This window comes from Rhizobium sp. Pop5 (genome assembly GCF_024721175.1).
Taxonomy (GTDB): domain Bacteria; phylum Pseudomonadota; class Alphaproteobacteria; order Rhizobiales; family Rhizobiaceae; genus Rhizobium.
Map to the genome: position 1 here is coordinate 200613 of NZ_CP099402.1, position 26409 is coordinate 227021.

Consider the following 26409-nt stretch of genomic DNA (forward strand, 5'->3'; position numbering starts at 1 on the left):
TGGCTTACATCCGCGTGGGCGTTACGCCGCGAGCTGCGGTTTGAATCCCACGTCCACATAGTAGTTCGTGCTGTTATAGCTGGCGGTCGGGAACAGCCCGCCCGATCCATAGGCATAGACGCCGTTATTGCCGGCGGGCGCCTTCAGGTCCCCGTTCATCACGTCGCTGGCAAAGTAGTTGCCTGATGCCGAATAATTGCCTGATGTCGAGTAGGACACGACGTAGGTCGTACCCGCCTGGATGGCGATCTGCTGACTGAGCTGCGCGGTCTGCCAGCCGCTCGCCGTTTCGTTGTTGAAAGTGACGCTGCCGAGCAGAGTGCCCGAAGCCGTCCACAGATAGCCGCTGTGCGGGCCGGTATTGTCCGTACCCTTGTAAAAGCGGATGGCGGTGATCCAGCCGGCGGCATCGGCCTGGAATTTCATGCCTAGATTGACCGACTGGTTGTCGTTGACCGTGACGACCGAGGGCGTCGCGTTTGACGCAAAGAGGTTCTGCTCCGGTCCTGCGGCAGTGTTGTTGATGGTCAGCGCCACCTGAGCCGAAGCCGTGCCGCCCTTGCCGTCCGAGATCGTGTAGCTGAAGCTTGCCGGTCCGGCATAACCCGCCGTCGGTGTGAAGGTCACCGTCTGGGCCTGGGCATTCCAGGCGACCGAGCCATTGACCGCGCCACTGACGCCGGTAATCGTAAGTGCATCGCCATCGGCATCGCTGTCATTTGCCAGAAGCGCCGACGCCTGGATGGTGACAGGCGTGCCCGTATTGGTCGAGAAGCCGCTGTCGTTGGCGGCGACCGGAACCGCATTCTGTGCGCCCTGCTTGTAGAGCACATCAACCCAGTAGTTGGCGGCATTGTAGGAGGCGGTCGGGAACAGGCTGCCGCTGCCATAGGCATAGACGCCGTTGCCGCCGCTGACCGAACTTGCCGGTGCCGTCAGCGGGCCGCTCGTGTGGTCCGTCGTGAAGTAGTTCCCCGTTGCCGAATAGAAGCCGTTGGAATGGTAGCTCGCCACATAGGTGGTGCCGGCCGTGACATTGATCGGCTGGGTGAAGGAAACCATCTGCCAGCCGCTCGCCGTCTCGCCGATAAAGGTCGCCTGGGCCAGAAGCTGGCCGCTTGCCGTCCAGAGCGAGCCGACATGCGTGCCGGTATCCTGGGCGCTCTTGTAATAGGTGAGCCCGGTGATCTGGCCGTTGGCGGACGCGATGAACTTGACGCCGAGTTCGACCGAGTTGGCGTCATTGGCGGCGGCAACCCCCGACGTATCTGCGCCTGTAAACAGGCTCGACGTCGTGCCACCGCCGGTCTGCGAATTGACCGTGAGGCTGACCGTGGCCGAAGCCGTTCCGCCAGCCCCATCCGAGATCGAATAGGAGAAGCTTGCCGCACCCGTATAACCCGCCGTCGGCGTGAAAGTGACGGATTTGGTCTGGCTGTTGAAGGTCACCGTTCCGTTGACCGCACCGTTGACGCCGGTGATGCTGAGCGGATCGCCATCGGCATCGGTGTCGTTTGCAAGCAGGCTGGCTGCGGCAATCGACAGCGCCGTGTTGGAATAGGTCGTGTAGCCATTGTCATTGGCGGCGACCGGCGCCGTGTTGCCGGTCGATTGCTTGTAGACGACATCGACCCAGTAGTTCGTCGACTGATAGCTGGAAGTCGGGAAGGCCGAGCTCCCGACCGTGTAGACGCCGTTGCTGCCGGCAAGCGCCGTCAGCGAGCCATTGGTATGGGCTGAGGTGAAATAGTTTGCCGTCGCCACATAGGAGCCCGTGGTGCTGTAGGAGGCGACATAGGTCGTGCCGGCCGCGATATGCACCGCGTTGGCGAATGTCGCGGTCTGCCAGCCGTTCACCAATCCGCTGTCGGCGAAGCTGACGGTTGCAACCAGCGTTCCATCAGCCGTCCACAGGGAGCCGGTGTGAGGTCCGGTATCGCCCGATGCCTTGTAGTAGCGGATGCCGGTAATCATGCCGCTGGACGAGGCTGCGAATTTCATGCCGAGTTCCATCGCCTGGCCGTCGTTGAAGCTTCCGCCCGTCGGCCCTTCGCTCGATGTAAACAGCGTTTCTCCGGTGGGACCCGGGTTGACGGTGAGGCTGACGGCACCCTGATCCGTGCCACCGCGCCCGTCCGACAGCGTATAGGTGAAGCTTGCCGGCCCCGAATAATTGCTGGTCGGCGTGAAGATGACGGTGCCGTTCTGCTTGTTGAGCGTCACCGTGCCGTTAACGGCGTTGCCGACGGCCGAAATCGTCAGCGCATCGCCATTGGGGTCCGTATCGTTTCCGACAAGCGAGGCGATTGGGATGGCGACGGTATCGTTGCCGGAGATGGTGAGCCCCGTATCGTCGGTCGCGACCGGCGCGCCGTTGGGACCGGCGTCGAAGACGACATCGACCCAGTAATTGGTGCCGGTGCCGGGGCTTTGGCCGGGGAAGGTGCCGGCAGTGGTGCCGTAGGCGAAGACGCCGCCGCCATCGACCGCCTTCACCGCGCCGCTGGCATAGGTGCCGCCGGTGAAATAATTGCCTGTCAGCGAGTAGTAGCCGCTGCTGTGATAGGAGGCCACATAGGTCGTGCCGGCCGCAATCTGGATCGGGCTCGCGAACATCACCGTCTGCCAGCCGGAGAGCGATTCATTGACGGACAGGCCTGATGCCAGCAAGGTTCCGTTGGCGCTCCAGAGGCTGACGGCATGGTCGCCGATATTGTAGAAGCCCTTGTAGAAGCGGATGCCCTCCACGAGGCCTGCAGTCGTCGTCTGGAAGCGCAGGCCGAGTTCGACCGGGTCGCGATCGATCGCCACTTCGGTCGCGGGCTTTTCCGCGAGCGTCCAGAGGCCCGTCGTTGCCGGCAGGGTGACGGTGACCTGCTTGCCGGACGACGGCGCCTCCATGTTGACGCTGTCGTCGACGGCGCGCGACATGATCGTATAGGTGCCGCTTGCCTGCACGACCCAGTTATAGCTCCAGCTCTCGCGGCCTGATGCCTTGAACCAGTGCTGGCCGCCATCGGTGGAAACTTCCACGCCAGCAACGATGCCGCCGCCGAAATCCTGCGCCGTGCCGGTGATCGTCACGTGCTGGCCTTCGAGGAAGGAGGCACCGACGATCGGCGAAGTGACCGACGAGGTCGGCTTCAGCGTGTCGGTCGATTGTGTCGCCAGGACCAGACTCGCATCGAGCGTCGTCGGCTGGATGCCCATGTCGGCGAACATGTTGACCATCGCCTGCTGGACATTGCGATCGGTCGACGTCGTCGCCCCCTGGTGGTTGTCGCTCAGGCCCCAGGACCAGAAGACGGTGCCGGCGCCGAAGACCAGCGCGCCGCTTGCGGCTCGGTACATGGTGAGGCTGTGGGTGGCGACGGCCGAACCGACCGTCGTTCCGTAGTCGCGCAGATAGGTGTCGACCGAGATGGAGGAGAGCGACAGATTGACGAGCCCATCCGGCCGGAAGCCGTTCTCGACATCGGAATCCCACTCATAGCCGAGCAGGTTCTGCACCAGATTGTAGGTGCCGCCCTCTTGGGTCTGCGAGACATCCGTGTTGCGCCAGAAGCGCAGCTTGGAATAGTCGTAGGGGATGGAGATCGTATCCTGGCGGTAGGCATCGACCTGGAACATCGTGCCCGTCAGCGAATTCTCCGGCTGCTGCCCCGGATCGGCATAGCGCGGATCGCGCCAGGTGCCGGTGCCGACATTGCTCGGGTCGGTGCTGGTGCCCCAGGTCTCCTTGTAGCAGACCATGGTGCGGTAGGCCTGGCCGCTGCCGTCGATGCTGCTTTGCCAGCGCACCTTCCAGTAACACTCGTTACCGCTCCAGAAGGCAAGGTTGACGCCGGCATCGCGGGCGGCTTCCACATTGCTGCGCTGCTCGGCCGACCAGTATTCGTCATGGCCGACGGAGAGGTAGGCCTGATGGTTGAGCAGCAGGCTGCCGCCACGCGCCGCATCGACGCCTGAAATATAGGATACGTCGTAGCCGTTCTGCTCCAGCCACGAGATGGCGGAGGATTCGGCGCCGAAGATATAATCATGGGTGCCGCCGACCGGGCTCGTACTGGTGATGATCGGCCTGTTATAGCTGATCGCCGAGGCACGGCCGATCGCCTGCAGGCCGCAGCTGCAGTTCGGGGGCAGGTAGCCGATCATGGCGGCCGGATCGACGGGCACTTCGCCATAGTAGAGGCTGGCGCCGCCCCAGGCATTATAGGCCTGCCATGTCGTGTCCGACGTCTGGAAGACGATATTGCTGTGCGAGGCGTCGTCGCGCACGACGAAGGGGATGATGCTGGCGTCCTCGGTGCCATCCTCGCGCACCAGCTTGGCGAAATAGACGCCGGAGACCGCATCGGCGGGGATCTGCCAGCTGGCCGACACCGACCAGTTGCCGCAATCGATGAGCCCGAGCGACATGTCGACGATCGGATGCGGCTGGACCTGCGCCGTGGTCAGCGATTTCTCGATCGAGTCGACCTTGCGCGCGCCCATACCGCCATAATAGCCCATGCGGTAGATATCGATGCGATAATGGGTGGAATCCGTGGCGATCTTGAAATCGACCGTCTGGCCGATATTCGTGCTGATATCGGTCGCAAAGCCCTGGATGGTGCCCTTGCCATCGCCCGTCAGTCCCCATTCGCTGATGGGGTTGCCCTGCTTCATGTTCTCGAGCGCGATCTTGTTGGGCGTCGCCGCCGCCGCCGGAGCCGCGGCCGCCGGTGCCGCAAGCGCCATCGAGCCGACGGGGGTCTCGGCGGTAACACCCCCGCTCTGCTGCAGCGAGATGGAGGCTATCGAGGTCTGAAGGCTCAATGACGTCGTGCCGGAACCGGCGGCAGGATCTGCCGGCGGCGTGGCAGGGCTTGCCGTGCCGGCATTGCTGGTAACACCCGTCAGCACGGGAGCCGCAGGCAGTGTTGCAGCCTCCTGATACGGGTCCGGACCGAGCACGGTGCGCGCGGATGATGTGGTCGTCGTCTGCAGCTCCGTCGCGACCGACGCCGTCTTGGTGGACGGGTCCTGCGCGCCGCCGTCGCCTGCCGGCGCAGGCATCGCCGTCGGTGGTATCGAGGCAGTCTCCACGCCGATCGATGAGAACAGCGCGGCAGGCTGCATGATATTGCCGATAAAGGAAGACGAAGCTGTGAAGGAGGACGGGACGGCGGCCCCGTCGTGATTGGCGAAGCCGCCGTTATTGGCAAAGCTTAGGGAACCATCGGTACTTGTGGAAGATACAACCGTCGCGGTTCCCAGCACTGCGCTCCAGGCTGAGGGTGCACGACTGATACTCAACGCTCCACCAAATGTACTCAGGTACTTACGATTACTAACATGAATTCTCCGCATAAGCGGCGTCCCCTCCCGCGTTGGCCGGCCCTTCGGCCGCTGTAGCAAGAAGTTCATTCTGGCACCTTTGCCGAGGGAATGTACGACAGCAATCTGGGGTATGAGGGAGGTACTCCCTACGCCCATATGATGACCCTCAACGCATACCCCAAGCCACGTTCGATCCGATCGCCTTTGCTCCTGGCTTCGACTTGGCGAAGCGAAAATTGCGTCCGGCGATTCCAAGGCTGTTGGTCTGCGTCTCCTCTCAATCGACCTTGACAATCGCGTCCAAGTCGAGGCGCTATCGGGCTGGCAAAGTCTTGGAAAAACGAGGGTAGGATGAGATTCAGCAGACCGGCAGTCGCAGGCATGGTTGGCGTGGCAGCGTGTGTGTTTGGTGCGTGCCTTGCGGCATCGCCTGCGCTCGCACAGGAAGTCGAGCCGCCCGCTCCATGGGTCAAGCTTACCGGTTCGCATGCCGGAGCGGTCGGAACATGCTCAATGATTGATGCGAGCGACATCGAGGCTTGTTACATGGTCCGGTGCGACGCCAAGAACGGTCTCATCTTCGAGATTGGCGATGCCACTGTTGGTGACATGGGCCTGCGAACGGCTCGCTTCGAGATTGGGAAGTACAAAGAGACGATCCGCCTCGACGGGAACAGCCCCGATCGGCGAACGATTACTCTCTCAAAGCATCCGAAGCTGCTTGCCGCCCTCACATCCGGCACTGATTTCGCCACCATGTTCGCCATCAAGGCCGGTGAGATAGATTACAGCACCGGCTTTGAACTTACGGACGCGCGAGACCAAATATCTCGCGTGGCAAAGAGCTGCCCAACCAAGCCGTGATGACGCGAAGGTCCACCGCCCGAGCTACCAGGCCGGAAACGGATCTTCGAGAGTGGTCCAGTCGCGCGGATCGGTGCTGGCGAGGCATCCGTCCAGTGCCGTCCGCACACCTTTCTCGTCCATATCGACACCGATAAAAACCAATTCCTGCCGACGGTCGCCCCAGGCACTGTCCCACCGGCTCTCGAGATGCTGACGAAACTGCTGATGGGGCGGCCAGTCTTGCCGGGGCACGGCTGCCCACCAGAGCCCCATGGGCTCGCAGCGCCGTTGCACTCCGGCAGCCGAGATCAGGCCCACATGACGCGGGCGGGTGGCAAGCCAGAAGTGGCCCTTGGCACGCATCACCCCCGGCCAGGGTTCGTCCAGAAATGCACGAAACCGCTTCGGGTCGAAGGGACGCCTCGTGCGATAGACAAAGCTCGATACCCCGTATTCTTCCGTCTCCGGGACATGGTCGCCCGGGCTGTACAGTTCTTTGTGCCACAACGGGTGGGCGGCGGCTTTTGCTTCATCGAAGAGGCCCGTATTCAGGATGGCTGCAAGAGAAACTTCGCCGAAGTCCGTCTCCACCTGGCGGGCATCCGGGTTGAGGGCCGCCACGACCATGCGGACTTCCGCGCGCATCTCCTCGCTGGCGTCCGAGATCTTGTTGATCACGACGACATCGGCAAACTCGATCTGGTCCACCAACAGGTCTATGAGTGTCCGCCGGTCTTCGCTGTCCCGCTGCAGGCCGCGGTCGGCAAGCAGATCGGCGCTGCTGTAGTCCGCCAACAGGCTTGCGGCGTCGACGACGGTCACCATCGTGTCGAGCTTCGCGAAATCGGAGAGCGAAACACCTTTCTCGTCGCAGAATGAAAAGGTGGCGGCGATCGGGCATGGCTCGGCAATACCGGTCCCCTCTATCAGCAGATAGTCGTATCGCCCTTCTTCGGCCAGTCGCCGTACTTCCGCCAGCAGGTCGTCGCGCAGGGTGCAGCATATGCAGCCGTTGCTGAGCTCGACCAATGTCTCCGTCGTATGCGACAGGTTGCAGCCGCCGTCCCGGATGAGACTGGCGTCTATGTTCACTTCGCTCATATCGTTGACGATGACGGCGACGCGCAAGCCCTCACGATTCATCAGAACGTGGCTGAGAAGCGTCGTCTTGCCGGCGCCGAGAAAGCCGGTGAGCACTGTCACGGGTAGCCGGGCGATCCCGTTCATCGATATCTCCCGGATATGGACATTCGCTGCGATCGTCGCCGCGGCGGGCATTTGCGTCGTATGAACCTCATTCAAATCCCGTTCCCGACCTCCCCCGATCCTTCACGCGGCAAGCTGCGGCCGGAAGACCACGTCGGCATAGTAATTCGCTGAATTGAAAGTGCTGGTCGGGAAGAGACCTGCGGTGGCAGAGCCCCCATAGGCATAGAGGCCGTTGCCGCTGGCCGGCGCCGTCAGCGGACCGCTGGTGACGGCGGCGGTGAAGAAGGCGTCGGTCGCCACATAGCCGCCTGTCGTGTGATACGAGGCGACATAGGTCGTGTTGGCGGCAATGGTGTAGGGCGTCGTGAAGTTCGCCGTCTGCCAGCCGCTTGCCGTGGTGTTGGTGAAGGTGGCGGTGGCGAGTTTGGTGCCGGTGGAGCTCCACAGGTCGACGACGTTCTGGCCGTTGTCGTTGGCGCTGCGGTAGAACCTGATGCCGGTAATGTCGCCGGCGGCGCTCGAGGTGAACTTGACGCCGAGTTCGAGTTGCTGGCCGTCGTTGAGGTTCGTCTGGGTCGGCGTGCTGGAGGCAGAAAACAGGCTGTAGGTCGCTGGCGCCGTCCCGGCAGCGATAGTGAAAGTCTCGTTGGCCGAGAGACCGCCGATATCGGTTGCCGTGACCTTGACACCATAGTTGCCTGCTGTCGTCGGCGTGCCGGAGAAGGTGCGCGTCGAGGCGTTGAAGGTCAGCCAGGCAGGAAGCGCCGTGCCGTCGGCAGCCGTTGCCGCGTAGGTCAGCGTTTCACCGCTGTCGACATCGGTGAAGGTTGTCGTCGGCAGCGTGTACGAGAAGGCGGAGCCAAGGGTGGCATTCTGCGTCGCCGTTTGGACGGCGAGCACCGGTGCGTCATTGGCGCCATGGATGGTGATGGTGAGATTTGTCGTGGAGGTGGCGCCGGCGGTATCGCGCATCGTGTAGCTGAAGACTTCATTCAGCGTGTTGGTCGACAGGCGCAACGCCTGCACGGCGGAATTGGCCTCGTTGATCGTATAAGTATAGGTGCCCGATGCATTGAGAACGAGGCTGCCATAAGTGCCGTTCAGGGCCGAGCCAAGCGTGCCTGAGGTCGCGCCGAAGCTGACGGCGCTCACCGTCTTGGTGTCGCCAGCATCGGGATCGGTGTCGTTGGTCAGCACGTTGCCGCTCGCAACCACACCACCCGAACCATTGGCGACACCACCCTTTTCGGTCGCATCCCCCGCATCGGCAACCGCCGTCGGCGCCGTGTTGTTCGTATTCGTGGGGTTGAAGACCACGTCGGCCCAGTAATTGGTGGCGCCAAAAGTGGAATTCGGGAAAATGCCGGCGGTGGCGGAGCCGCCATAGCGGTAAACGCCGTTGCCGGTGGCTGTTGCCGTCAGCGGCCCGCTGGTGACGGCGGCGGTAAAGAAATTGGCGGTCGCCACATAGGCGCCTGTCGTGTGATACGAGGCGACATAGGTCGTGTTGGCGGCAATGGTGTAGGGCGTCGTGAAGTTCGCCGTCTGCCAGCCGCTCGCCGTGGTGTTGGTGAAGGTGGCGGTGGCGAGTTTGGTGCCGGTGGAGCTCCACAGGTCGACGACGTTCTGGCCGTTGTCGTTGGCGCTGCGGTAGAACCTGATGCCGGTAATGGTTCCGCCGATGCTCGAGGTGAATTTGACGCCGAGTTCGAGTTGCTGGCCGTCGTTGAGGTTCGTCTGGGCCGGCGTGCTGGAGGCGGAGAACAGGCTGTAGGTCGATGGCCCCGCCGCAGCGGCGATAGTGAAAGTCTCGTTGGCGGAGAGGCCGCCGAGATCGGTTGCCGTGACCTTGACGCCGTAGTTGCCTGCCGTCGTCGGCGTGCCCGAGAAGGTGCGCGTCGAGGCGTTGAAGGAGAGCCAAGCGGGCAATGCGGTGCCGTCGGAGGCCGTTGCCGAATAGGTCAGCGTCTCGCCGCTGTCGACATCGGTGAAGGTTGTCGTCGGCACGACGAAGGAGAAGGCGGAGCCGAGGGTGGCATTCTGCGTCGCCGTTTGTACGGCGAGCACCGGTGCGTCATTGGCGCCATGGATGGTGATGGTCAGATTTGCCGTGGAGGTGGCGCCGGCGGTATCGCGCATCGTGTAGCTGAAGACTTCATTCAGCGTGTTGGTCGACAGGCGCAACGCCTGCACGGCGGAATTGGCCTCGTTGATCGTATAAGTATAGGTGCCCGATGCATTGAGAACGAGGCTGCCATAAGTGCCGTTCAGGGCCGAGCCAAGCGTGCCTGAGGTCGCGCCGAAGCTGACGGCGCTCACCGTCTTGGTGTCGCCAGCATCGGGATCGGTGTCGTTGGTCAGCACGTTGCCGCTCGCAACCACGCCGCCCGAACCATTGGCGACGCCGCCCTTCTCGGTCGCATCCCCCGCATCGGCAACCGCCGTCGGCGTCGTGTTGCCGGGAACCGACACGGCAATGTTGAAGGTCTCGTTGGCGGCAAGGCCGCCTAGGTCGGTTGCCGTGACCTTGACACCATAGGTCCCCCCTGACGTCGGCGTGCCGGAGAAGGTGCGCGTCGAGGCGTTGAAGGTCAGCCAGGCGGGTAGCGCGCTGCCGTCGGAAGACGTTGCCGCGTAAGCCAGCGTTTCACCGCTGTCGACATCGGTGAAGGTCGTCGTCGGCAGCGTGTAGGAGAAGGCGGAGCCGACGGCGGCATTCTGCGTCGCCGTCTGGACGGCGAGCACCGGTGCGTCATTGGCGCCATGGATGGTGATGGTCAGATTTGTCGTGGAGGTGGCGCCGGCGGTATCGCGCATCGTGTAGCTGAAGACTTCATTCAGCGTGTTGGTCGACAGGCGCAACGCCTGCACGGCGGAATTGGTCTCGTTGATCGTATAGGTATAGGTACCCGATGCATTGAGAACGAGACTGCCATAGGTGCCGTTCAGTGCCGAGCCGAGCGTGCCCGATGTCGCGCCGAAGCTGACGGCACTCACCGTCTTGGTGTCGCCAGCATCCGGATCGGTATCGTTGGTCAGCACGTTGCCGCTCGCAACCACGCCGCCCGAACCATTGGCGACACCGCCCTTTTCGGTCGCATCCCCCGCATCGGCAACCGCCGTCGGCGCCGTGTTGTTCGCATTCGAGGGATTGAACATCACATCGACCCAGTAGTTCGTCTGGTCGAAGCTGGTCGTCGGGAACGCGCTGTTGCCATACCTATAGACACCGTTGCCGCTTGCCGGCGCCGTCAGCGGACCACTCGTCACATTGGCGGTGAAGTAGTTGGCGGTCGTCGAATAGTTGCCGACATTCGTATGATAAGATGCCGTATAGGTCTGCCCGGCTGTCAGCGTCACCGGGCTCGTGAAAGTCGCGGTCTGCCAGCCGCTGGCAGTCTCGTTGGTGAAGGTGAGGGTCGCAAGCCGCGTACCCGTGCTTGACCAGAGCGACCCGGTATGTGTGCCCGTATCCAGGCTACTCTTGTAAAACCGGATACCGCTGACCGTGCCCGCCACGGAGGACTGGAATTTGACCCCGAGCTCGACGGCTGCAGCATCGTTGGTGTTGACGACTGCGGGCGTCGCCGCACCGAAGAGAGACGTATAAGTCGGCCCGGTGACGGTGACAGTGCGCCCCGCCGAGGGTGTCTCGAGATTGATGCTATCGTCCACCGCCCGCGACCGGATCGTATAGGTCCCTGCAATCGCCGGCTGCCACGTATAGGTCCAGTTCTCGTCGCCCGTCGCCGGATGCCAGCTCGCGCCATTGTCGGTCGACACCTCGACGCTGGCGATGACCCCGCCGCCCGTGTCGGCAGCGGTGCCCGAAATCGTCACGGTGGAACCAGCTGCCACCGTGCCGGGTACCGTGATGGTGGAGGTCGGCGCAGTATGGTCCGACGAGGCAGTCGCGGCGGTAAGCCCGGATTGCAGCGTGCCCGGCTGAATGCCCATATCGGCAAGCAGATTGACCATTGCCTGCTGCACCCGAGGATCGGTGGGAGTCGCCTCGTTATCGTGATTATCGCTCAGGCCCCATGTCCAATAGACCGTACCGGCGCCGAACACCAGCGCACCGCTGGGGGCGCGATAGAGGGTCAGATTGTGGGTCGCGTTCGCACTGCCGGTCGTGTTGCCGTAGTCGAGCAAATAGGTGGTGACAGGCAGCGTCGTCGATGACAGCTTGACGAGCCCGGCCGGATCGAAGCCATTGTCAGGCGCTTCATCCCACTCGTAACCAAGATAATTCTTGGTGAGCGTTGCCGTCTGGCCGGGCTGAAGATTTGCGACGCTCGTATTGCGCCAGAAGCGCAGGTTGGCATCATCATAGGCAACCTTGATGGCGCCAAGATTGCCGCCGACGTCGTCGACCTTGAACAATTGGCCGGTCAGCGAGTTCTCGGGATTGCCGCCGCCGATGGCAGGCGGGCTGAGACGCGGATCGCGGAAGGTCCCCGTCCATTCGTTGGAAGGATCGAGGCTGACACCCGGAGGACCCCATGTCTCCTTGTAGGAGATCAGGGTGCGGTAAGGTGTTCCGTCGGCGCTGTAGGCATTGCCCCAACGGGTACGCCAATAGACCTCGTTACCGCTCCAGAACATCAGATTGACGCCCGCATCGCGTGCGGCTTCGACATTGGTCCTCTGCTGTCCCGACCAGTATTCGTCGTGCCCGGCATCGATGTAAGTCTTGTGATTGAGCAACAGGCTGCCATAGCGATCGACGTCGATGCCCGACATATAGGAGACGTCGTAACCGTTCTGTTCCAGCCAGTAGATGCCTGCATATTCGGCGCCGAACAAATAGTCCTGCGGGCCGGCATAGGTACCGACCCCGTCGCGGGTCGCAATCGGCCTGTTATAGCTGAGCGCATAGGCGCGGCCTGCCCCCTGCCCCGTCGCCGGGCCGTTGCCGCCGTAGAAGTTTGCGCCACCCCAGCCGTTGTAAGCTTGCCAGGTCTCGTCAGAGGTCTGGAAGACGACGTCGCTGTGGCTGGCGTCGTCGCGCACGATGAACGGGATCTGATTTTCGCCGAAGGTGCCGTCCTGACGCACGAGCTTGGCGATATAGACGCCTGAGACGGCATCGCTAGGTACGGCCCAGGACGCCGAGACGGCCCAGTTGCCGGCGTCCACCGTGCCGGTCGTGGCATTGCGCAGCGGATTGGGCTGCGTCTGCAATCCGGTATGCTGTATGGTCGTGACCTTGCGGGCGCCCATGCCGCCATAATAGCCGAGCCGATAGATATCGATCCGATAGTTGGTGGAATTGGTATTGATCTTGAAGTTGATCGTGCCGCCGTTGTCGACGCTGATGTCGGTCGCAAACCCTTCGATGTTAGTGCTGGCAGTGTCGATGCCCCACTCGCTCTCCGGATTGCCCTGCTTCTGGTTTTCCAGCACGATCGCGTTGCTCGCCACCGCCGCGGCGGCGGCCAGATCTTGCGTTGCCAACGACCGCTGCGCAGAAGGTTGAGGGTGGCGTCGTCACCGAGCCGGAAAGAATAGCTCTACCCTTGGTGCCGGTTCCCGTACCCAACTCTCCGCCGCCGGGCAATGATCCGTTGGAGATGGCCGAGTTTATCCAGTCTGCGGTTCCGCGCCAGCCCGCGAACGAGGATACGTCACGATCGAGAAGCGGATCGCTGACCGAGGCGCCGATGGCCTTCTTGATCGTCGACACATAGTCCGGCCCGTCGGTAAATTTGGTCCCCGGCAACTGACCGTCCTGCTGAAGCAGGCCGCTGCCATGAGCCCAATCGAGAATCCGCGTGGGGGAGGTATAGTAGCCGCATCCGCACACCCCAAAGGGCATGCCAACCGCCAGCGCGTTCGGCCCGACATGATGCGCACTCGACTGCGCCGATGGCGTCGATTCGAGAATGACGACCTTGCCCGAGTGAGAACGCTCGCCCCCTATGGTCGCAGAATCTTGCCCCGAACCTGTCGGCGCAGGGTTCTGCGGCAAATACGGAGCCAGAGGATCGTCGCCTATGAAGCTCGTTCCAGTATAGGCGCGCGGAAGGGATGGAGCTGCCCCGAACACAACTCTGTCCGCGTCCGGCGCGAAATGCACAAAACTTGGCGTATGAGCGGATGATGCGGACGCGGCCAGATCACCGCTGCGCTCTCCTATTTCGCGATTGATTGTGAAAGCGTCAGGCAAGGGCGGCACTACGAGCCTATCGTCGGCCCGACCGTCCGCGTCGCCGTTCACGCCCTCTTTCTGTCCAACGTCACGCTCGCTGAGCGCCGCGTCCTTATGGGGATCGTCGACAAGGGCGCCCTGATTGTTTCCAGTCGCAGTTTGCACCGATGCCGCAAGTTGAGCGCTATCCCCGTGCCTGTCGGCAGGCTTGCGCGGCTTTCCTTTTTCGCCTCCGCCGACAGTGAACCATCGGGGAACCAATGCATCCACCAGGAGTGAGCGCGAAGTCCAGCGGCGAGCGTTGCGATACATAGCGGGGGTACCTCTCGCAAGATTATCAGGATCATCTATCAGGATCGCTTCATACGAAGCTCTGAAGTATAGTCGAAAAACAGGCGAGTATATCCTACGCCTTTTGCTCTATCGGCGGCATCCTTTGGAACGGCCGCGCCGCAGGGCCAAGAAATGGGCGAGACAGCTGAAGTCACGAAGCCGTGTATTGACGGTTCGGGCGACGGCAAAGGCCGTTGGGATCGCGGCATCTCCGATCGGCCACGGGCCGGTCCAGCGCCGTACCCCTTCGCCGCCCTTCGCGGCGAGCGCGCCTATTTCTGCGTGCATAAGCTTTGATTTTCAAAGATAATGCCTCTTTGCCGCGCAGGGATATATGCATCTGGTCGACATGGGGTGAAGCACTCGCCCCCACCTCATCAATAGTGATGAGGCAAAGCAAACGGCCTTCACCTTCCTCAAGGCTTCGCCAGGCTGCAAACTAACGATGCGGTTTCGGGCCTGTCGTCCGGCCGTCGAACAGCGTCAAGGCATTGGACCGGCATCCGTTTAAGGATGTTTTGCAGGCGAGATATGTACATGAATTCATCGCACCGCACGCTCCACCTCTTCTTTCGTGCAACAGCTGTCATCGGAGCACTTGTCTTTCTTGCCGGAGCTGCGCCGCCGGCTCTCGCCGACAGCGCGCCGCCGGTTTCACAAACCTTGGCCCCACAAACGAAAATCCGCCTGACGATCGTCCAATGGATGCAATCCAGGGGCCAATATGAACGATGGGATGCGCTCGGCGGCGAATACACCGTCTCGGATGACGGCACGGTCTTTCTGCCGTTTCTCGGAACCCTTTCCATCGGCAATCGGACAAACACCGACCTTACAGACGAGATAGCCAAGCGCCTGCAGGAAAAAATCGGCCTGGTCCAGGCGCCGGCGGTCACCATCGAAATTCTCGAATACCCGCCGATCTACGTCGTGGGAGACGTAACCACGCCTGGGCAGTACAGTTTCCGCCCCGGACTGACCGTCCTGCAATCGCTCGCAATGAGCGGCGGGCCGCGTCGCGCCAAAGATGAACAGCAAACGCATTCGATCCAGATCGTCGGGGAATTACGCGAAATCGATCACTCGATCCTGCGCAGCACCGCAAGGCTGGCGCGGCTCCAGGCGGAGATGGATGAAGCCGACGAGATTACCTTCGATCAGGCGACCGGCGACGATCAGCAATTTGCTGCCGGCATATACAACGAGGAAAGGGTCATCTTTCGGGCTCGCGCCAATGCGCTGGAGAGGCAGTCCAGGGCGTTCACGGAATTACGCGATCTTTTGATCAAGGAAATGGCGACGTTGGAAGAGAAACTGACGGGCGCAGACGACAATATCAAATCGGTCGAGGACCAACTTGTCAGCGTCAAGTCCCTGGTCCAGAAAGGCCTGACGATCTCGTCGAGGCAGATGGATCTGGAACGGCTGCTCACGACTTACCGCTCCGACAAGCTCGACCTTGTCACCGCCATCATGCGGGGCCGCCAGGCGATCAGCGAGACGACGCGGAGCCTCGAAGGACTTTACGACGCACGCCGGAGCGAAGTGGCGACCGAAGCTCAATCCGAACGGGCAAGTCTCGATCAATTCAAGCTGAAGCGCGAAACACTGCAGAAGCTGCTCATCGCGGACCTTGGAAGCAATGACGGCGTCAGGAACCTCGTCGAGGAACTCCCGCTTACCTTTAGCGTGACCCGTCGGAACGCCGGACAAATCAATCAGTTCCAGGCCTCGGAAACGACGGCGCTGGCACCGGGCGATGTGGTGAGAGTCGTTCAGCCGCACATTTTGGATAATTCGCGTCAGGCCGACTCAAACCCATCTTTCGAGAGCCAAACGCTTGCAGATCGAGCCGGCCAGTGACCCGCGACGTGCACGTGTTCTCAACAAAGTTGGAGCGGAGGTTCGAGCGCCATCAAGGCGCTCAGGCCGCATGCCTCAAAGAATCTAACCTGGCAGCTAGGGTCGAGTGATGAACCTGCGTATGATCCCGCCCAGCGGTCAGACTTATACCCAAATCCTCAAATCGACGATGCTGATGGGCGGTTCCTCGCTGGTCAATGTCGCGCTTAGCATCGTTCGCAACAAGGCGCTCGCCCTTCTGCTCGGCCCTGAGGGCGTCGGGCTTCTCGGCCTTTACGGGGCAATCCTCGATATCGCGCAAGCGATCGCTGGTCTGGGCGTAAGCAGCAGCGGTGTGCGCCGGGTCGCTGAGGCGGCGGGTGCTGGCGACGAAGAGAGGATCGCGCGGTCGGCGACGGCGCTCAGACGCATCTCGGTGGTGCTCGGGCTGCTTGGTGGGCTTTTGCTTGCGGCGCTGGCGTTTCCGGTCTCGAAATTCACCTTCGGCGACTACCAGCACGCGGGCGCCATTGTGCTGCTCTCCTTGGCCGTCTTCTTTCGGCTCGTGTCTGTCGGCCAGGCTGCATTGATCCAGGGCTTGCGAGGCATTGCAAATCTTGCCCGCATCAACGTGCTGTCGGGGCTCTTCGCCACGATCGTCAGTATCCCGCTGATCTATCTGTTCGGCGAAAAGGCGATCGCCCCCTCTCTCGTGGCGATCGCGGCCGTTTCGGTCCTTCCCACCTGGTGGTACAGCAAGCAAATATCCACGCAGCCGCCGCCGATGTCGGCGCGCCAGTTCGGCGGGGAAGCGAAAGCCCTGTTCAGGCTCGGCGTCGCTTTCATGGCAAGCGGACTTCTGACCTTCGGCGCAGCCTATGCCATCCGCATCATCGTGCTGAACGAAGGGGGCGTGGTTGCGGCGGGATTGTATCAGGCGGCCTGGGCGCTTGGCGGCCTCTACGCCGGTTTCATCCTCCAGGCGATGGGAACGGACTTCTATCCGCGCTTGACCGCAATCGCGAACAATCATGCCGAGTGCAACCGGCTGGTCAATGAGCAGGCGGAAATCAGTATATTGCTGGCTGGCCCCGGTCTAATCGCCACGTTGACCCTGGCGCCGCTCGTGATGAGTTTGTTCTATTCGGCGCAGTTTCATGGGGCTGTCGATCTTCTGCGCTGGATCTGCCTTGGAATGATGCTCAGGATCGTCGCCTGGCCGATGGGTTTCATCGTCCTGGCGAAGGGTGCTCAGACGATCTTCTTCTGGACGGAGGTCGCAGCAACGCTGGTGCACGTCGGGCTGGCCTGGCTCTTCGTATCGAAGTTCGGCACGCCGGGGGCCGGCATGGCCTTCTTCGGCCTCTACGTTTGGCATAGTATTCTGATCTACGTCATCGTGCATCGGCTCACCGGCTTTCGCTGGTCACCCGCCAATCGCAGGCACGCGCTTCTCTTCCTGCCAGCATCGGGATTGGTCGTCTCTGCCTTTTTCTTCTTGCCGGCATGGACGGCGATGGTGATCGGCTGCGTCGCCGTTGTTGTGACCGGGCTTTACTCGCTGCGCATGCTGGTCGAACTGCTTCCACCGGAGTCGGTGCCCGCAATCGTCAGAGGATGGATCGCGAAATCCGCATAGGAAAAGCGCGTATCGGGTGATGCGCGCTCAGACTGCTGACAAACCAGCGCAAAACCCGCGACGTCATCCTCGGCCTTGTGCCAAGGATCTGTCACGATCCAATTAAATGTCTGAAAGTAAACGTTTTCCTGTCAAGCAATCGCCGTGGCCAGATGCTCGACACAAGGCCGAGCATGACGGAGGAGGCTTCGTCAACAAGTTGAGCGCGCATCGGATGATGCGCGCTTTCCTGATGTCGTATCCACCGCGGAGTTCAAGCCGGTACGACGTCCTCAATGGACTGACGGACGACGCGCCCGGTGGTGGCCTCAGCAAGGGCCTGGCGCAATGCCTCGACGACCCTGACGATATCGACCTCCGTCATCTGGGCATAAAGCGGCAGGATGACGGTTTGCTGCTGCGCCGAAACGCTTCGCGCCAGGCTGGTGGCGGCGCGATGGGAGCTCTGATCGGTATAGGCTCCCTCCAGATGAATGTTCATCACGCCACGCCGCGTCGATATCCCTTGATCGAGTAGCGTCTGCATGACTGCCCGCTGGTCGATTTCGTCGGACAATCTCACGCAGAAGCTCTGCCAGTTGCTGCGAGCCCAGCCGGGCTCGGTCGGAATCGACAGACCCGGGATCGTGGACAGTCCCTCGCAATAGAGCGAGGCTAAGCGCCTTCGCTGGGCGACCAGCTCCGGCAGGCGCCGTAGTTGCACCCGTCCGACAGCGGCCTGGAGGTCGGTCATACGGTAGTTATAGCCGAGCTCATCATAGTCCTCGAAGATCACCTGCTTCGAGCCGTGGCGGACCGCGTCGGTGACGCTCATGCCATGCTGGCGCCACAGCCGGAATTTTCGGTCATAGTCCGGGTTCGCAGTCGTCAGCATGCCGCCATCACCCGTGGTCACGACCTTTCGGGGATGGAAGGAAAAGCAGGCAATATCGCCATGCGGCTTGCCGATCTTTTCCCAACGCCCTTCCCACAGGATTTCGCTTCCCGATGCACAGGCCGCATCCTCGATGACCGGTATCGAATGGCGCTTGCCGATCTCCACGATCGAACGGAGATCGCAGGGCATGCCGAGCTGATGCACGCACAGGATTGCTTTGGTGCGGGGCGTGATCGCCGCTTCGATCAAGCTGGGGTCGATATTGTAGCCGTCAGGCTCGATGTCGACGAAGACGGGCACCGCATTGCAGTATCGAACGGCGTTCGCGGTGGCGATGAACGAATGGCTGACCGTGATGACTTCGTCACCGGGACCTACGCCGACCGCCATCAAGGCGAGATGAAGCGCCGTCGTGCAGTTGGAAACGGCGCAAGCGTGTTCGGCGGCGACGAAGGCCGCGAATTCCTTCTCAAAAGCCGCGACTTCCGGGCCCTGCGTCACCCATCCCGACAGGATGACGCGGCGCGTGGCCTCGGCCTCTTCCTCTCCGAGGACGGGCTTGGCGACGGGAATTGTGGATTGAGGTGAACTCATGCTGCAGCCCCTCCCGCAGCGGTCTGCTGCTGCCACCAGGCAACGAGATCGCGAAGCCCCTGTTCCATTGAAATCTCCGCCTTGAAGCCGAGGAGCCGTTCGGCCTTGCTGATATCGGCGAGACGACGGGTTACGCCGTTGACGGTGCGAGCTTCCTTGTGTTGTGGCTCAAGTGAAACGCCCATGACGCTGCTCAGCATCTGCGCGAGTCCCAGGAGGCTTATTTCCTGGCCGCTCGCGACATTGAAGACTTCGTCCGTGACGTCGCTCTTCGCGGCGAGAATATTTGCCCGCGCGATGTCGCGCGCGTCGACGAAGTCCATCGTCTGGCTGCCGTCTCCATAGATGAGCGGCGGCATTCCGGCCGCAAGACGCTCCATCCAGCGGATCAGAACTTCCGTATAGGCGCCGTAAACGTCCATTCGCGGTCCGTAGACGTTGAAATAGCGTAGCGCGACATAACGTAGGCCGTACATTTCCGCGAAGCTGCGCAGCAAACCCTCGTTGAAGGTCTTGGCCGCGCCGTAGATCGTCCGGTTATTGTAGGGATGATGCTGTTCGGTGGTTGGGAAGCTTTCGGCGAGGCCAAGCACCGATGCAGAGGAGGCCGCGACGACCTTCGACACGCCTGCCTTCACGGCAGCTTCGAGAACATTGAACGTGCCCTCGGCCAGCACATCGAAAGCGAGCCGTGGGTCTTCCGCGCATTGCGTAATGCGGATCGCCGCCTGGTGAAAGACGATGTCGACGCCTTCGAAGGTTTTCGCCAGAAGCGCTCTGTCGCGGATATCGCCCTCGATAATGTTGACGGACCCGCTTGATATTGCCGTGCTGAGGTTGTCCCGGCGCCCGCGAACGAAATTGTCGAGGACGATGATCTCGCGAGGTTTTTCCAATGCGACAAGATCGGCGATATGCGAACCGATCAGACCGGCGCCGCCGGTAATGAGCACCCGTTTGTTTCTCATGATCTTCCCTCACGCGACATGTTCGTCATCGGATCATTCTCCGAACGCCAACGTATGAATTTCGCAGGTACACCCGCGGCAACCGAGAACGGCTCGACGTCCGAAACGACAACGGCCCCCGCTCCAACGATCGCCCCCTTCCCGATGGTCACGCCGGGAAGAATGGTCGCATTCGTTCCGATATCGGCCTCCGCACAGATGCGGACCGGCTTGATTTCAAGATCCGTGCGAATGATCGGAACATCGATTGGCAGCGCCGTGTGGGTCGAGCCGAGCACCTTGGCGCCCGGCCCCCAGCCGACGGAATCTCCGATTTCCAGATCGCGCGCGTCGAAATAGGCCATCGGGCCGATCCAGACATTGTTGCCGATCTTGCAGGTGCCGTCGAAACGTCCCTGGATATAGGCCTGGGCACCGATGAACACGCCGTCGCCGATTTCGAATGTTTCCGGGTGTTTGAAACCGGCACCGCCTGCGACCTGCAACCCTGTGCCGCAGCTCCGCGCAATCGCCTGCCAGATGGCTTTCCGCATCAGGCTGTCGACGACGCCGTCGCCTGTCGCGAAGCGGCCGTAGAGCTCGATCAGCCCGGCGCGTCCATAGGATTGCTTGAGCTCTTCGGCGAGCCCCGCCACATAGGCCGGATCTGCCGGCTTCTGGCTGCGGCCGTGAACGGCCTGCACGATGCGAGCCTCAGCTGACATAGGCATACTCCAGCGCAGCCGCGACCTGATCGACGTGCTGTACCGGCATTTCAGGATAGATCGGCAAGGAGAGAACCTCGCGTGCGGCGGCTTCCGAGATCGGGAAGTCGCCGACCTGGTAACCGAGGTCGGCATGGGCCTTCTGCAAATGCACAGGGATCGGATAGTGCAAACCGGACGGAATGCCCTCTGCCGTGAGCACACGCTGCAGGCCGTCGCGATCGTGGCTTCTGATGGCATAGACATGGTAGACATGCCGCCGCTCGGCAGCTTCGACAGGCGTTCGCAAATGATGCGATCCCGCAAGCAGCGAGGAGTAGCGGCGACCATGCGAGCGACGGGCCTCGGTCCAGGCTTCGAGATGCCGGAGCTTGACGCGCAGGATGGCGCCCTGGATGGCGTCCATGCGATAGTTGAAGCCCTTCAGCAGATGATGATAGCGCTGCTCCTGACCCCAGTCCCGCAGCATGCGCATCGTCTTGGCCTGCTCGTCGCTGTTCGTGACGGCGATACCGCCCTCGCCGCAGGCACCGAGATTCTTGCCCGGATAGAAGCTGAAGCAGCCGGATGCGCCGATGCTGCCGGCGCGCGCGCCCTTGTACCGGGCGCCATGTGCCTGGCAGGCGTCCTCGATGACCGGAATCCCATGCCGATCGGCCACTGCCATGATGCCATCCATATCGGCCATCTGGCCGTAGATATGGACGGGAATGATCGCCTTGGTCCGGGAGGTGATCTTCGCTTCGAGCTGAGCCGGATCCATCGTGAGCGTCACGGGCTCCACATCGACGAATACGGGTGTTGCGCCGGTGTAGCAGATCGCCGACACAGTCGCGACGAAGGTGAACGGCACGGTGATGACCTCATCGCCGGGGCCGACGCCCGCAGCAAGCAGGGACAGATGCAGGGCACTCGTTCCGGTATTGACGGCGATGGCGTGCTTGACGTTGCAATAGTCAGCAAATTCCTGCTCGAGGCGGATGACTTCCTCGCCCAGCACATATTGCCCCGAGGCGAGGACGCCGAGCACGGCGGCGTCGATTTCGCTCTTGATCGATTGATATTGTGCTTTCAAGTCCAGAAAGGGGATCATGCGATGCGCCTCGCCTCTTCGAGCTCGATGATACGACCGCGCTGGGCGAGCGACCGGCTTGCTGCTTCAAGGATGCGGACGACGCGCAGCCCGGCCTGGCCGTCTGCAATGGGGCGCGAATTCTGCTCGACGCATTCGACGAACTGATCCAGCTCACGTTTCAATGCCTCGGTCATATCGAGCTTGGGCGCCCACATGTCGCCGCTGCGATAGCCGACCAGCATCTGATGGACCTTCTCGCCATAGGCATCGGAATTGGGGCACATGGTGATGCCCTTGTCATAGACCTTGATCTTTTCGCTGGGCTCCAGATCGTCATAGACGATCATCTTGTTGCTGCAGCCGATCAGCGTGCGGCGGACCTTGACCGGTGCCAGCCAGTTGACGTGAACGTGGGCGATGAGCTTGCTTTCGAAGAACAGCGTCAGATAGGCGATGTTCTCCGGCTCGCCGAGCACATGGCTCATGCCCGTCGCTGAAACAGCCACCGGCCTTTCCTGCACGACATGGTCCAGAATGGAGAGGTCATGCACCGCAAGGTCCCAGATGACGCTGACATCGTGCTGGAACAACCCCAGATTGACGCGAACGGAGTCGTAGTAATACATATCGCCCAGGCCGCTATCGACCAGTTCACGCATCTTGCGGACGGCGCCGGTGTGGACGAAGGTATGATCCACGGCCAGCACGAGGCGCCGGCGCGCGGCTTCCTCGACCATCCTTGCGGCTTCCTCCGTCGTCGATGCCATCGGCTTTTCGACGAAGACATGCTTTCCGGCCATCATAGCCTGCATTGCGAGCTTGAAATGGGTCGAGACCGGCGTCGCAATCGCGATGGCATCCACTCTCGGATCGGCCAGAACTTCCTCGAATTTATCGGTGATCGTTATGGCGGGATAGCGCGCTTTGACGGCCGCCAGCCGTTCTATATTGAGATCACAGACTGATATGAGCTGCGCCCCGGCCGCTTCCGAAATGTTGCGAACCAGATTCGGACCCCAATACCCATATCCAACAACGGCGATACCGATCATCGCATTTCTCCCAACGCTTGCATGGTGACTGATCGGTCATGAACGTGACCGATGATCCTGGCCGGAACGCCGACGACAATGGCGCCGGCAGGCACATCCTTCGTTACGACAGCGCCGGCGCCGACCTGTGCGGCCTCTCCGATGGTCACGCCAGGCAGAATGGTGGCGTTGCTGCCGATCGAGGCGTGGCGCTTGACCAGAGTGGGGATGAGAACCCAGTCCGCTTCCGTCTGCAGACCGCCGTCCGAATTGACGGCGCGCGGATAGGTATCATTGGTGAACATGACGCCATGGCCGATGAAAACGCCGTCTTCCAGCGTCACACCTTCACAGAGAAAGGAATGGCTGGAGATTTTGCAGTCTTGTCCGACGAGGACGTTTTTCTGGATTTCGACGAAGGTGCCGATGCGCGTTCGCGCGCCGATCGTGCACCCATAGAGATTCACGAGATCTCGATGATGGATGACGCAGCTATCATCCAGCCTGACGTTCGATGCAATCATTACGCATGCACCCCTTCAACAAGCCCTGCTGTGTCTGAAATCGACAATCGCGTGATGCGTTCAAGATTTCATTTCAGCAGAACGAACTATTTCTTTCCCTCCAAAAAGAATTGTTTTCTCGACCTAAGTAAAGGAACAAAACGGTTAAGCTCATGCTCCTAAAGGCGTAGGCGCTTACGAAGGTTGGATGATGATCGCGTGCCGAAGTTTATGATCAATGCTCACAATCGGCGGCAGATCACGTCACACTCGATCTCGCTCATAAACCGAAGACGGGCTTGGTTTACATGGGTTTAGCCAAGCCGACTGAATATATATCACGACTTCATATATAGACATGCAGATGACTTAGAGATGAAAGGATCAATTTGATAAATACGACTGTTTACAGCTTTTTATGGGACTTAAGTCTTGGGGTAGCTACTATTAATTACTATGAGAACTGCGGGAATTTGGTATTAAATCAGCACTATTGGTAATAAACTCCCTTGTTCGCAGGGGTGTGTGAACATTCGACTTTTTGTTTAGCGTGGAAAAAACTAGGGAGGATCGGGCGTTGAACTCGGTAACTATAAACCACAGGCAAGAAAACATATCTCTTCCCCTGGAGATCGAAAATGGTTCGACATTGCTTGCCCGAACGGCAGGTCCGAAGCATTCGCTTGTCATTCTCGACAAGAGAGAACTTGATCGGCATTGCCTTGCGCAATGCATGTCCGCCCACACGAAGGATTTCCTTGTTCTGGCGTTTGGATCAATTGATGAGTGGAAGGTCAAGCGCGAAGAATATCCTCCGCTTTCGGCAATCATCTTGAACGTTGGCGGCAGGATGGTCGATGAGCCTGCGGTTTCGGAGCAGATCAAGAACCTTTCGTCCGAATTCGCATCGACACCGGTCATCGTATTGGCTGATAGCGACGATTTCGACCAGATCGTGAGGGCGATCGACTATGGAGCCAAGGGCTATATACCGGCCACCGTTAGCATCAGCGTCTGCATGGAGCTGATCGCGCTGTCGGTAGCAGGAGGACTTTTTGTGCCCGCGAGCGCCCTGTTCGCCATGCGTCACCTGCTGCAGTCGAACAACACGACGGCGCACCCGATGGCCGGGATATTCACGGATCGTCAGGCCGAGGTCGTAGCAGCACTGCGGCGCGGAAAGGCGAACAAGATCATTGCCTATGAGCTCAACCTGCGGGAAAGCACCGTCAAGGTCCACGTTCGCAACATCATGAAAAAGGTCAAGGCAACGAACAGGACCGAGGTTGTGTTCAAGCTCAACGATCTCTTTCCCGATAGTCTCTCCGGCTCTGGGATCAGCAGAGAACTGTGCTGATACGCCGGCAGAGACCTGCCGACATGCATGAAATTAAAAAGCTAAAGCGCGTCACATGAATCCAGCTCGATGTGACGCGCTTTCGCGCACTGCTATGACAGACGTTCGGGTCAATTGCCTTTGGTCACGAAGGAGGCCTGGAAAGCGCCACTCGGATCCTGCGCAGCCGACCTCTTTGTGAGCGGGGCACCATGCCCCTTGCAAGATACCTGACATACCCGAACTCCGGCAAAGGTGGCACATTCGGCCTTAAGCTGTTCAGACGCAGTTTGATCATCAGGTCATCCATGACCAAGTAGAATCGCAGGGGCCAACCAAGATCACGTTCGAAGTGTAGAGACGCTACACGCCCGCCAGTTTCGTTCGCCGCAACGGGCACGTGACGCAGAGCCTTTGCAAGATCCTGCTTCTGACAACGCTCAAGAATATCGGCGACCCATGAAAGCCATTCTTGATCGCTCCGCTTGGGAAGCTGGTGGACGCTTTTTCGATCCTTCTGGCGACTTTCTGAAGCAGCCCGATTGCCGCGACCCGGTTGCTCGAGAATGAGGCGCATGCGCCTGAGTTCGTCGTGGGCCAGGCTCGGATAGAAGTCCCGCAACCTCCGCGCTTGCTCAAAATGCCCCTTGCAGACCAAAGCAAGGAGGAAATATGCCCATTCCACAGGATCTGGGTCGCTCGCCCCATAATCGATCATCGTTATCTTGATCAAGTTCACCATAAGGTCATAGGCGCGATCAGCATCGCCCTCAAGCAATGCGCAGATGGCAAGGCGCAATTTGGCTTCGGGCAGGTAGGACACATAGTTCAGGCAGTTGAGGTAGCAGTGCTTGGCCTCTTCCACCCTGCCCTGCTCAAGAAGCAAATCGCCCTGCTTCAGCAAGGCGCGATCGCTCGCCTCACCGACAATATGGACGCTCTCCCGCTGCGAGATGTGTTCGACCTTTATGAGGTCGCTGAAAGGTCCGGGCTGGATGATCTTCTCGCCGGATCGCAGGCCTTTGTTCAGCATGAACCATTGATATATTTGGGGTCTGTGGCTCAGCGTATGACGCGAGTGGACCAAACGATAGCCTGCTGCCGCGATACGCTGCATTTCATCGGGATGAGCAAAGAGGTATTCCAGTCGTTCAACCACGTTGCGGTGGTCGGCAAAGACACAGTTCTCCATGTCGGAAAAGCCGGCGGCCTCAACGGCTGCCGTGCGCTCCGTCAATAGACAGGCGTTTGCCCCGGGGATCTCGAAGTGCTTGCGCACGACCTCGCCGCCCGCGGTTCCACATGTGGGGACGACAAAGCTCGCATTGAGGACGCGCGCATAGGCCTCTCCCGCCAACAGCTGGGAGGCAAGCTTGCTCTCATAGCTGTGTTGCGGCGAGACCAGGCAGGGATAGTGGTCGCGGATGATCGGAAAGACAGTCTGCCGCCAGGGGTAGAGTCCATAGACCTGGCCCGTGAGCGTGACCGGTATGACCTTCTGCTGGCCATAGTCACGATAAACATCGGGATCGATGAAGTTTGGCCAGACGAACAGGTTCCCCCTAAGCTCCGGCATATATTCGGGAGTCATGGTTCCAATCGAGAAATATGTCTCGATGCCCCAGTGCTCCATATCGGAAAGGAAGCCACTGCGCCGGTCGCACCATGGATCGGCATTGTGAAGGCCAAGCTTCGGAACGCCGGCATGGGCACCGGTATTGCTGATCCTTATCCGTCGTGAACCGTGTGACCGATAGCCACTTTCAAACAGCGTCAGATCCGGTTGGTGCCTTTCACACACCTCCGCGTAATCGCAGTCGCGGTTTACGACGACGACATCAAAATGCGTGCTGAGGCATTTGACCTGCTGCTGCATATGCAGCAGCAGGTAACCGGCTGCGTTCACATTGGGCTGATGGTCCCATTGAAAGAAAACGAGCTTCGGTTTGCGATTGGTGTCGAGGCTATTCATGTCC

The 26409-nt window shown here is 60.6% G+C and carries 15 protein-coding genes; 4 read left to right on the top strand and 11 right to left on the bottom strand.

The features are described from left to right. Positions 1-21: 21 nt before the first annotated feature. A complete protein-coding gene (locus NE852_RS29095; RefSeq protein WP_258157144.1) occupies positions 22-5412 on the bottom strand; it encodes a DUF4082 domain-containing protein in 5391 nt (1796 codons plus the stop codon). Between the two features lie 426 nt (positions 5413-5838). Here NE852_RS29095 and NE852_RS29100 point away from each other — a divergent pair, with 426 nt between their 5' ends. Next, positions 5839-6189 carry a hypothetical protein gene (locus NE852_RS29100; protein ID WP_008532391.1) on the top strand — a complete coding sequence of 117 codons (351 nt, stop codon included), beginning with the start codon at positions 5839-5841 and terminating at the stop codon, positions 6187-6189. Between the two features lie 24 nt (positions 6190-6213). Here NE852_RS29100 and NE852_RS29105 read toward each other — a convergent pair whose 3' ends face one another. The 3 genes from NE852_RS29105 to NE852_RS32810 form a co-directional block, all read right to left on the bottom strand. Continuing rightward, positions 6214-7398 (bottom strand): GTP-binding protein, encoded by a 1185-nt coding sequence (locus tag NE852_RS29105; protein WP_037173938.1) that lies wholly within the window; start codon positions 7396-7398, stop codon positions 6214-6216. A 102-nt stretch (positions 7399-7500) separates the two neighbouring features. Then, entirely contained in the window at positions 7501-12804 is a 5304-nt protein-coding gene (locus NE852_RS29110) for a DUF4082 domain-containing protein (RefSeq protein ID WP_374992022.1), read from the bottom strand. Beyond that, entirely contained in the window at positions 12722-13843 is a 1122-nt protein-coding gene (locus NE852_RS32810) for a hypothetical protein (protein ID WP_374992019.1), read from the bottom strand. Before NE852_RS32810 ends, NE852_RS29110 begins: the two co-directional genes overlap by 83 nt. 558 nt (positions 13844-14401) lie before the next feature. Here NE852_RS32810 and NE852_RS29115 point away from each other — a divergent pair. Together NE852_RS29115 and NE852_RS29120 are read left to right on the top strand one after the other, a co-directional pair. Beyond that, positions 14402-15727: a polysaccharide biosynthesis/export family protein gene (locus tag NE852_RS29115; protein WP_205621974.1), complete on the top strand. Its 1326-nt coding sequence runs from the start codon at positions 14402-14404 to the stop codon at positions 15725-15727. Between the two features lie 109 nt (positions 15728-15836). Then, positions 15837-17345 (top strand): O-antigen translocase, encoded by a 1509-nt coding sequence (locus NE852_RS29120; protein ID WP_008532374.1) that lies wholly within the window; start codon positions 15837-15839, stop codon positions 17343-17345. A gap of 253 nt (positions 17346-17598) precedes the next feature. On the opposite strand, the gene NE852_RS29125 is transcribed toward NE852_RS29120, so the two are convergent. The 6 genes from NE852_RS29125 to NE852_RS29150 are packed head-to-tail and all read right to left on the bottom strand — an operon-like array spanning position 17599 to position 23118. After that, a complete protein-coding gene (locus NE852_RS29125; RefSeq protein ID WP_258157145.1) occupies positions 17599-18816 on the bottom strand; it encodes a DegT/DnrJ/EryC1/StrS aminotransferase family protein in 1218 nt (405 codons plus the stop codon). Beyond that, a complete protein-coding gene (locus NE852_RS29130; RefSeq protein ID WP_008532370.1) occupies positions 18813-19784 on the bottom strand; it encodes an NAD-dependent epimerase/dehydratase family protein in 972 nt (323 codons plus the stop codon). The genes NE852_RS29125 and NE852_RS29130 overlap by 4 nt, the downstream gene beginning before the upstream one ends. Continuing rightward, positions 19781-20488 (bottom strand): DapH/DapD/GlmU-related protein, encoded by a 708-nt coding sequence (locus NE852_RS29135; RefSeq protein WP_008532369.1) that lies wholly within the window; start codon positions 20486-20488, stop codon positions 19781-19783. The genes NE852_RS29130 and NE852_RS29135 overlap by 4 nt, the downstream gene beginning before the upstream one ends. Next, positions 20478-21581, bottom strand: a complete 1104-nt coding sequence (locus NE852_RS29140) for a DegT/DnrJ/EryC1/StrS aminotransferase family protein (protein WP_008532368.1) — start codon at positions 21579-21581, stop codon at positions 20478-20480. Before NE852_RS29140 ends, NE852_RS29135 begins: the two co-directional genes overlap by 11 nt. Next, the gene (locus NE852_RS29145) at positions 21578-22615 is read right to left on the bottom strand and encodes a Gfo/Idh/MocA family protein (RefSeq protein ID WP_008532367.1); all 1038 of its coding nucleotides are present in this window, start codon (positions 22613-22615) and stop codon (positions 21578-21580) included. The genes NE852_RS29140 and NE852_RS29145 overlap by 4 nt, the downstream gene beginning before the upstream one ends. Further along, complete coding sequence (locus NE852_RS29150) at positions 22612-23118, bottom strand: acyltransferase (protein ID WP_008532365.1); 507 nt, start codon at positions 23116-23118, stop codon at positions 22612-22614. The genes NE852_RS29145 and NE852_RS29150 overlap by 4 nt, the downstream gene beginning before the upstream one ends. Positions 23119-23689: 571 nt before the next feature. Here NE852_RS29150 and NE852_RS29155 point away from each other — a divergent pair. Then, complete coding sequence (locus NE852_RS29155) at positions 23690-24454, top strand: LuxR C-terminal-related transcriptional regulator (protein WP_374992023.1); 765 nt, start codon at positions 23690-23692, stop codon at positions 24452-24454. A gap of 124 nt (positions 24455-24578) precedes the next feature. Here NE852_RS29155 and NE852_RS29160 read toward each other — a convergent pair whose 3' ends face one another. Further along, positions 24579-26405, bottom strand: a complete 1827-nt coding sequence (locus tag NE852_RS29160) for a glycosyltransferase (protein ID WP_008532361.1) — start codon at positions 26403-26405, stop codon at positions 24579-24581. Between the last annotated feature and the right edge of the window lie 4 nt (positions 26406-26409).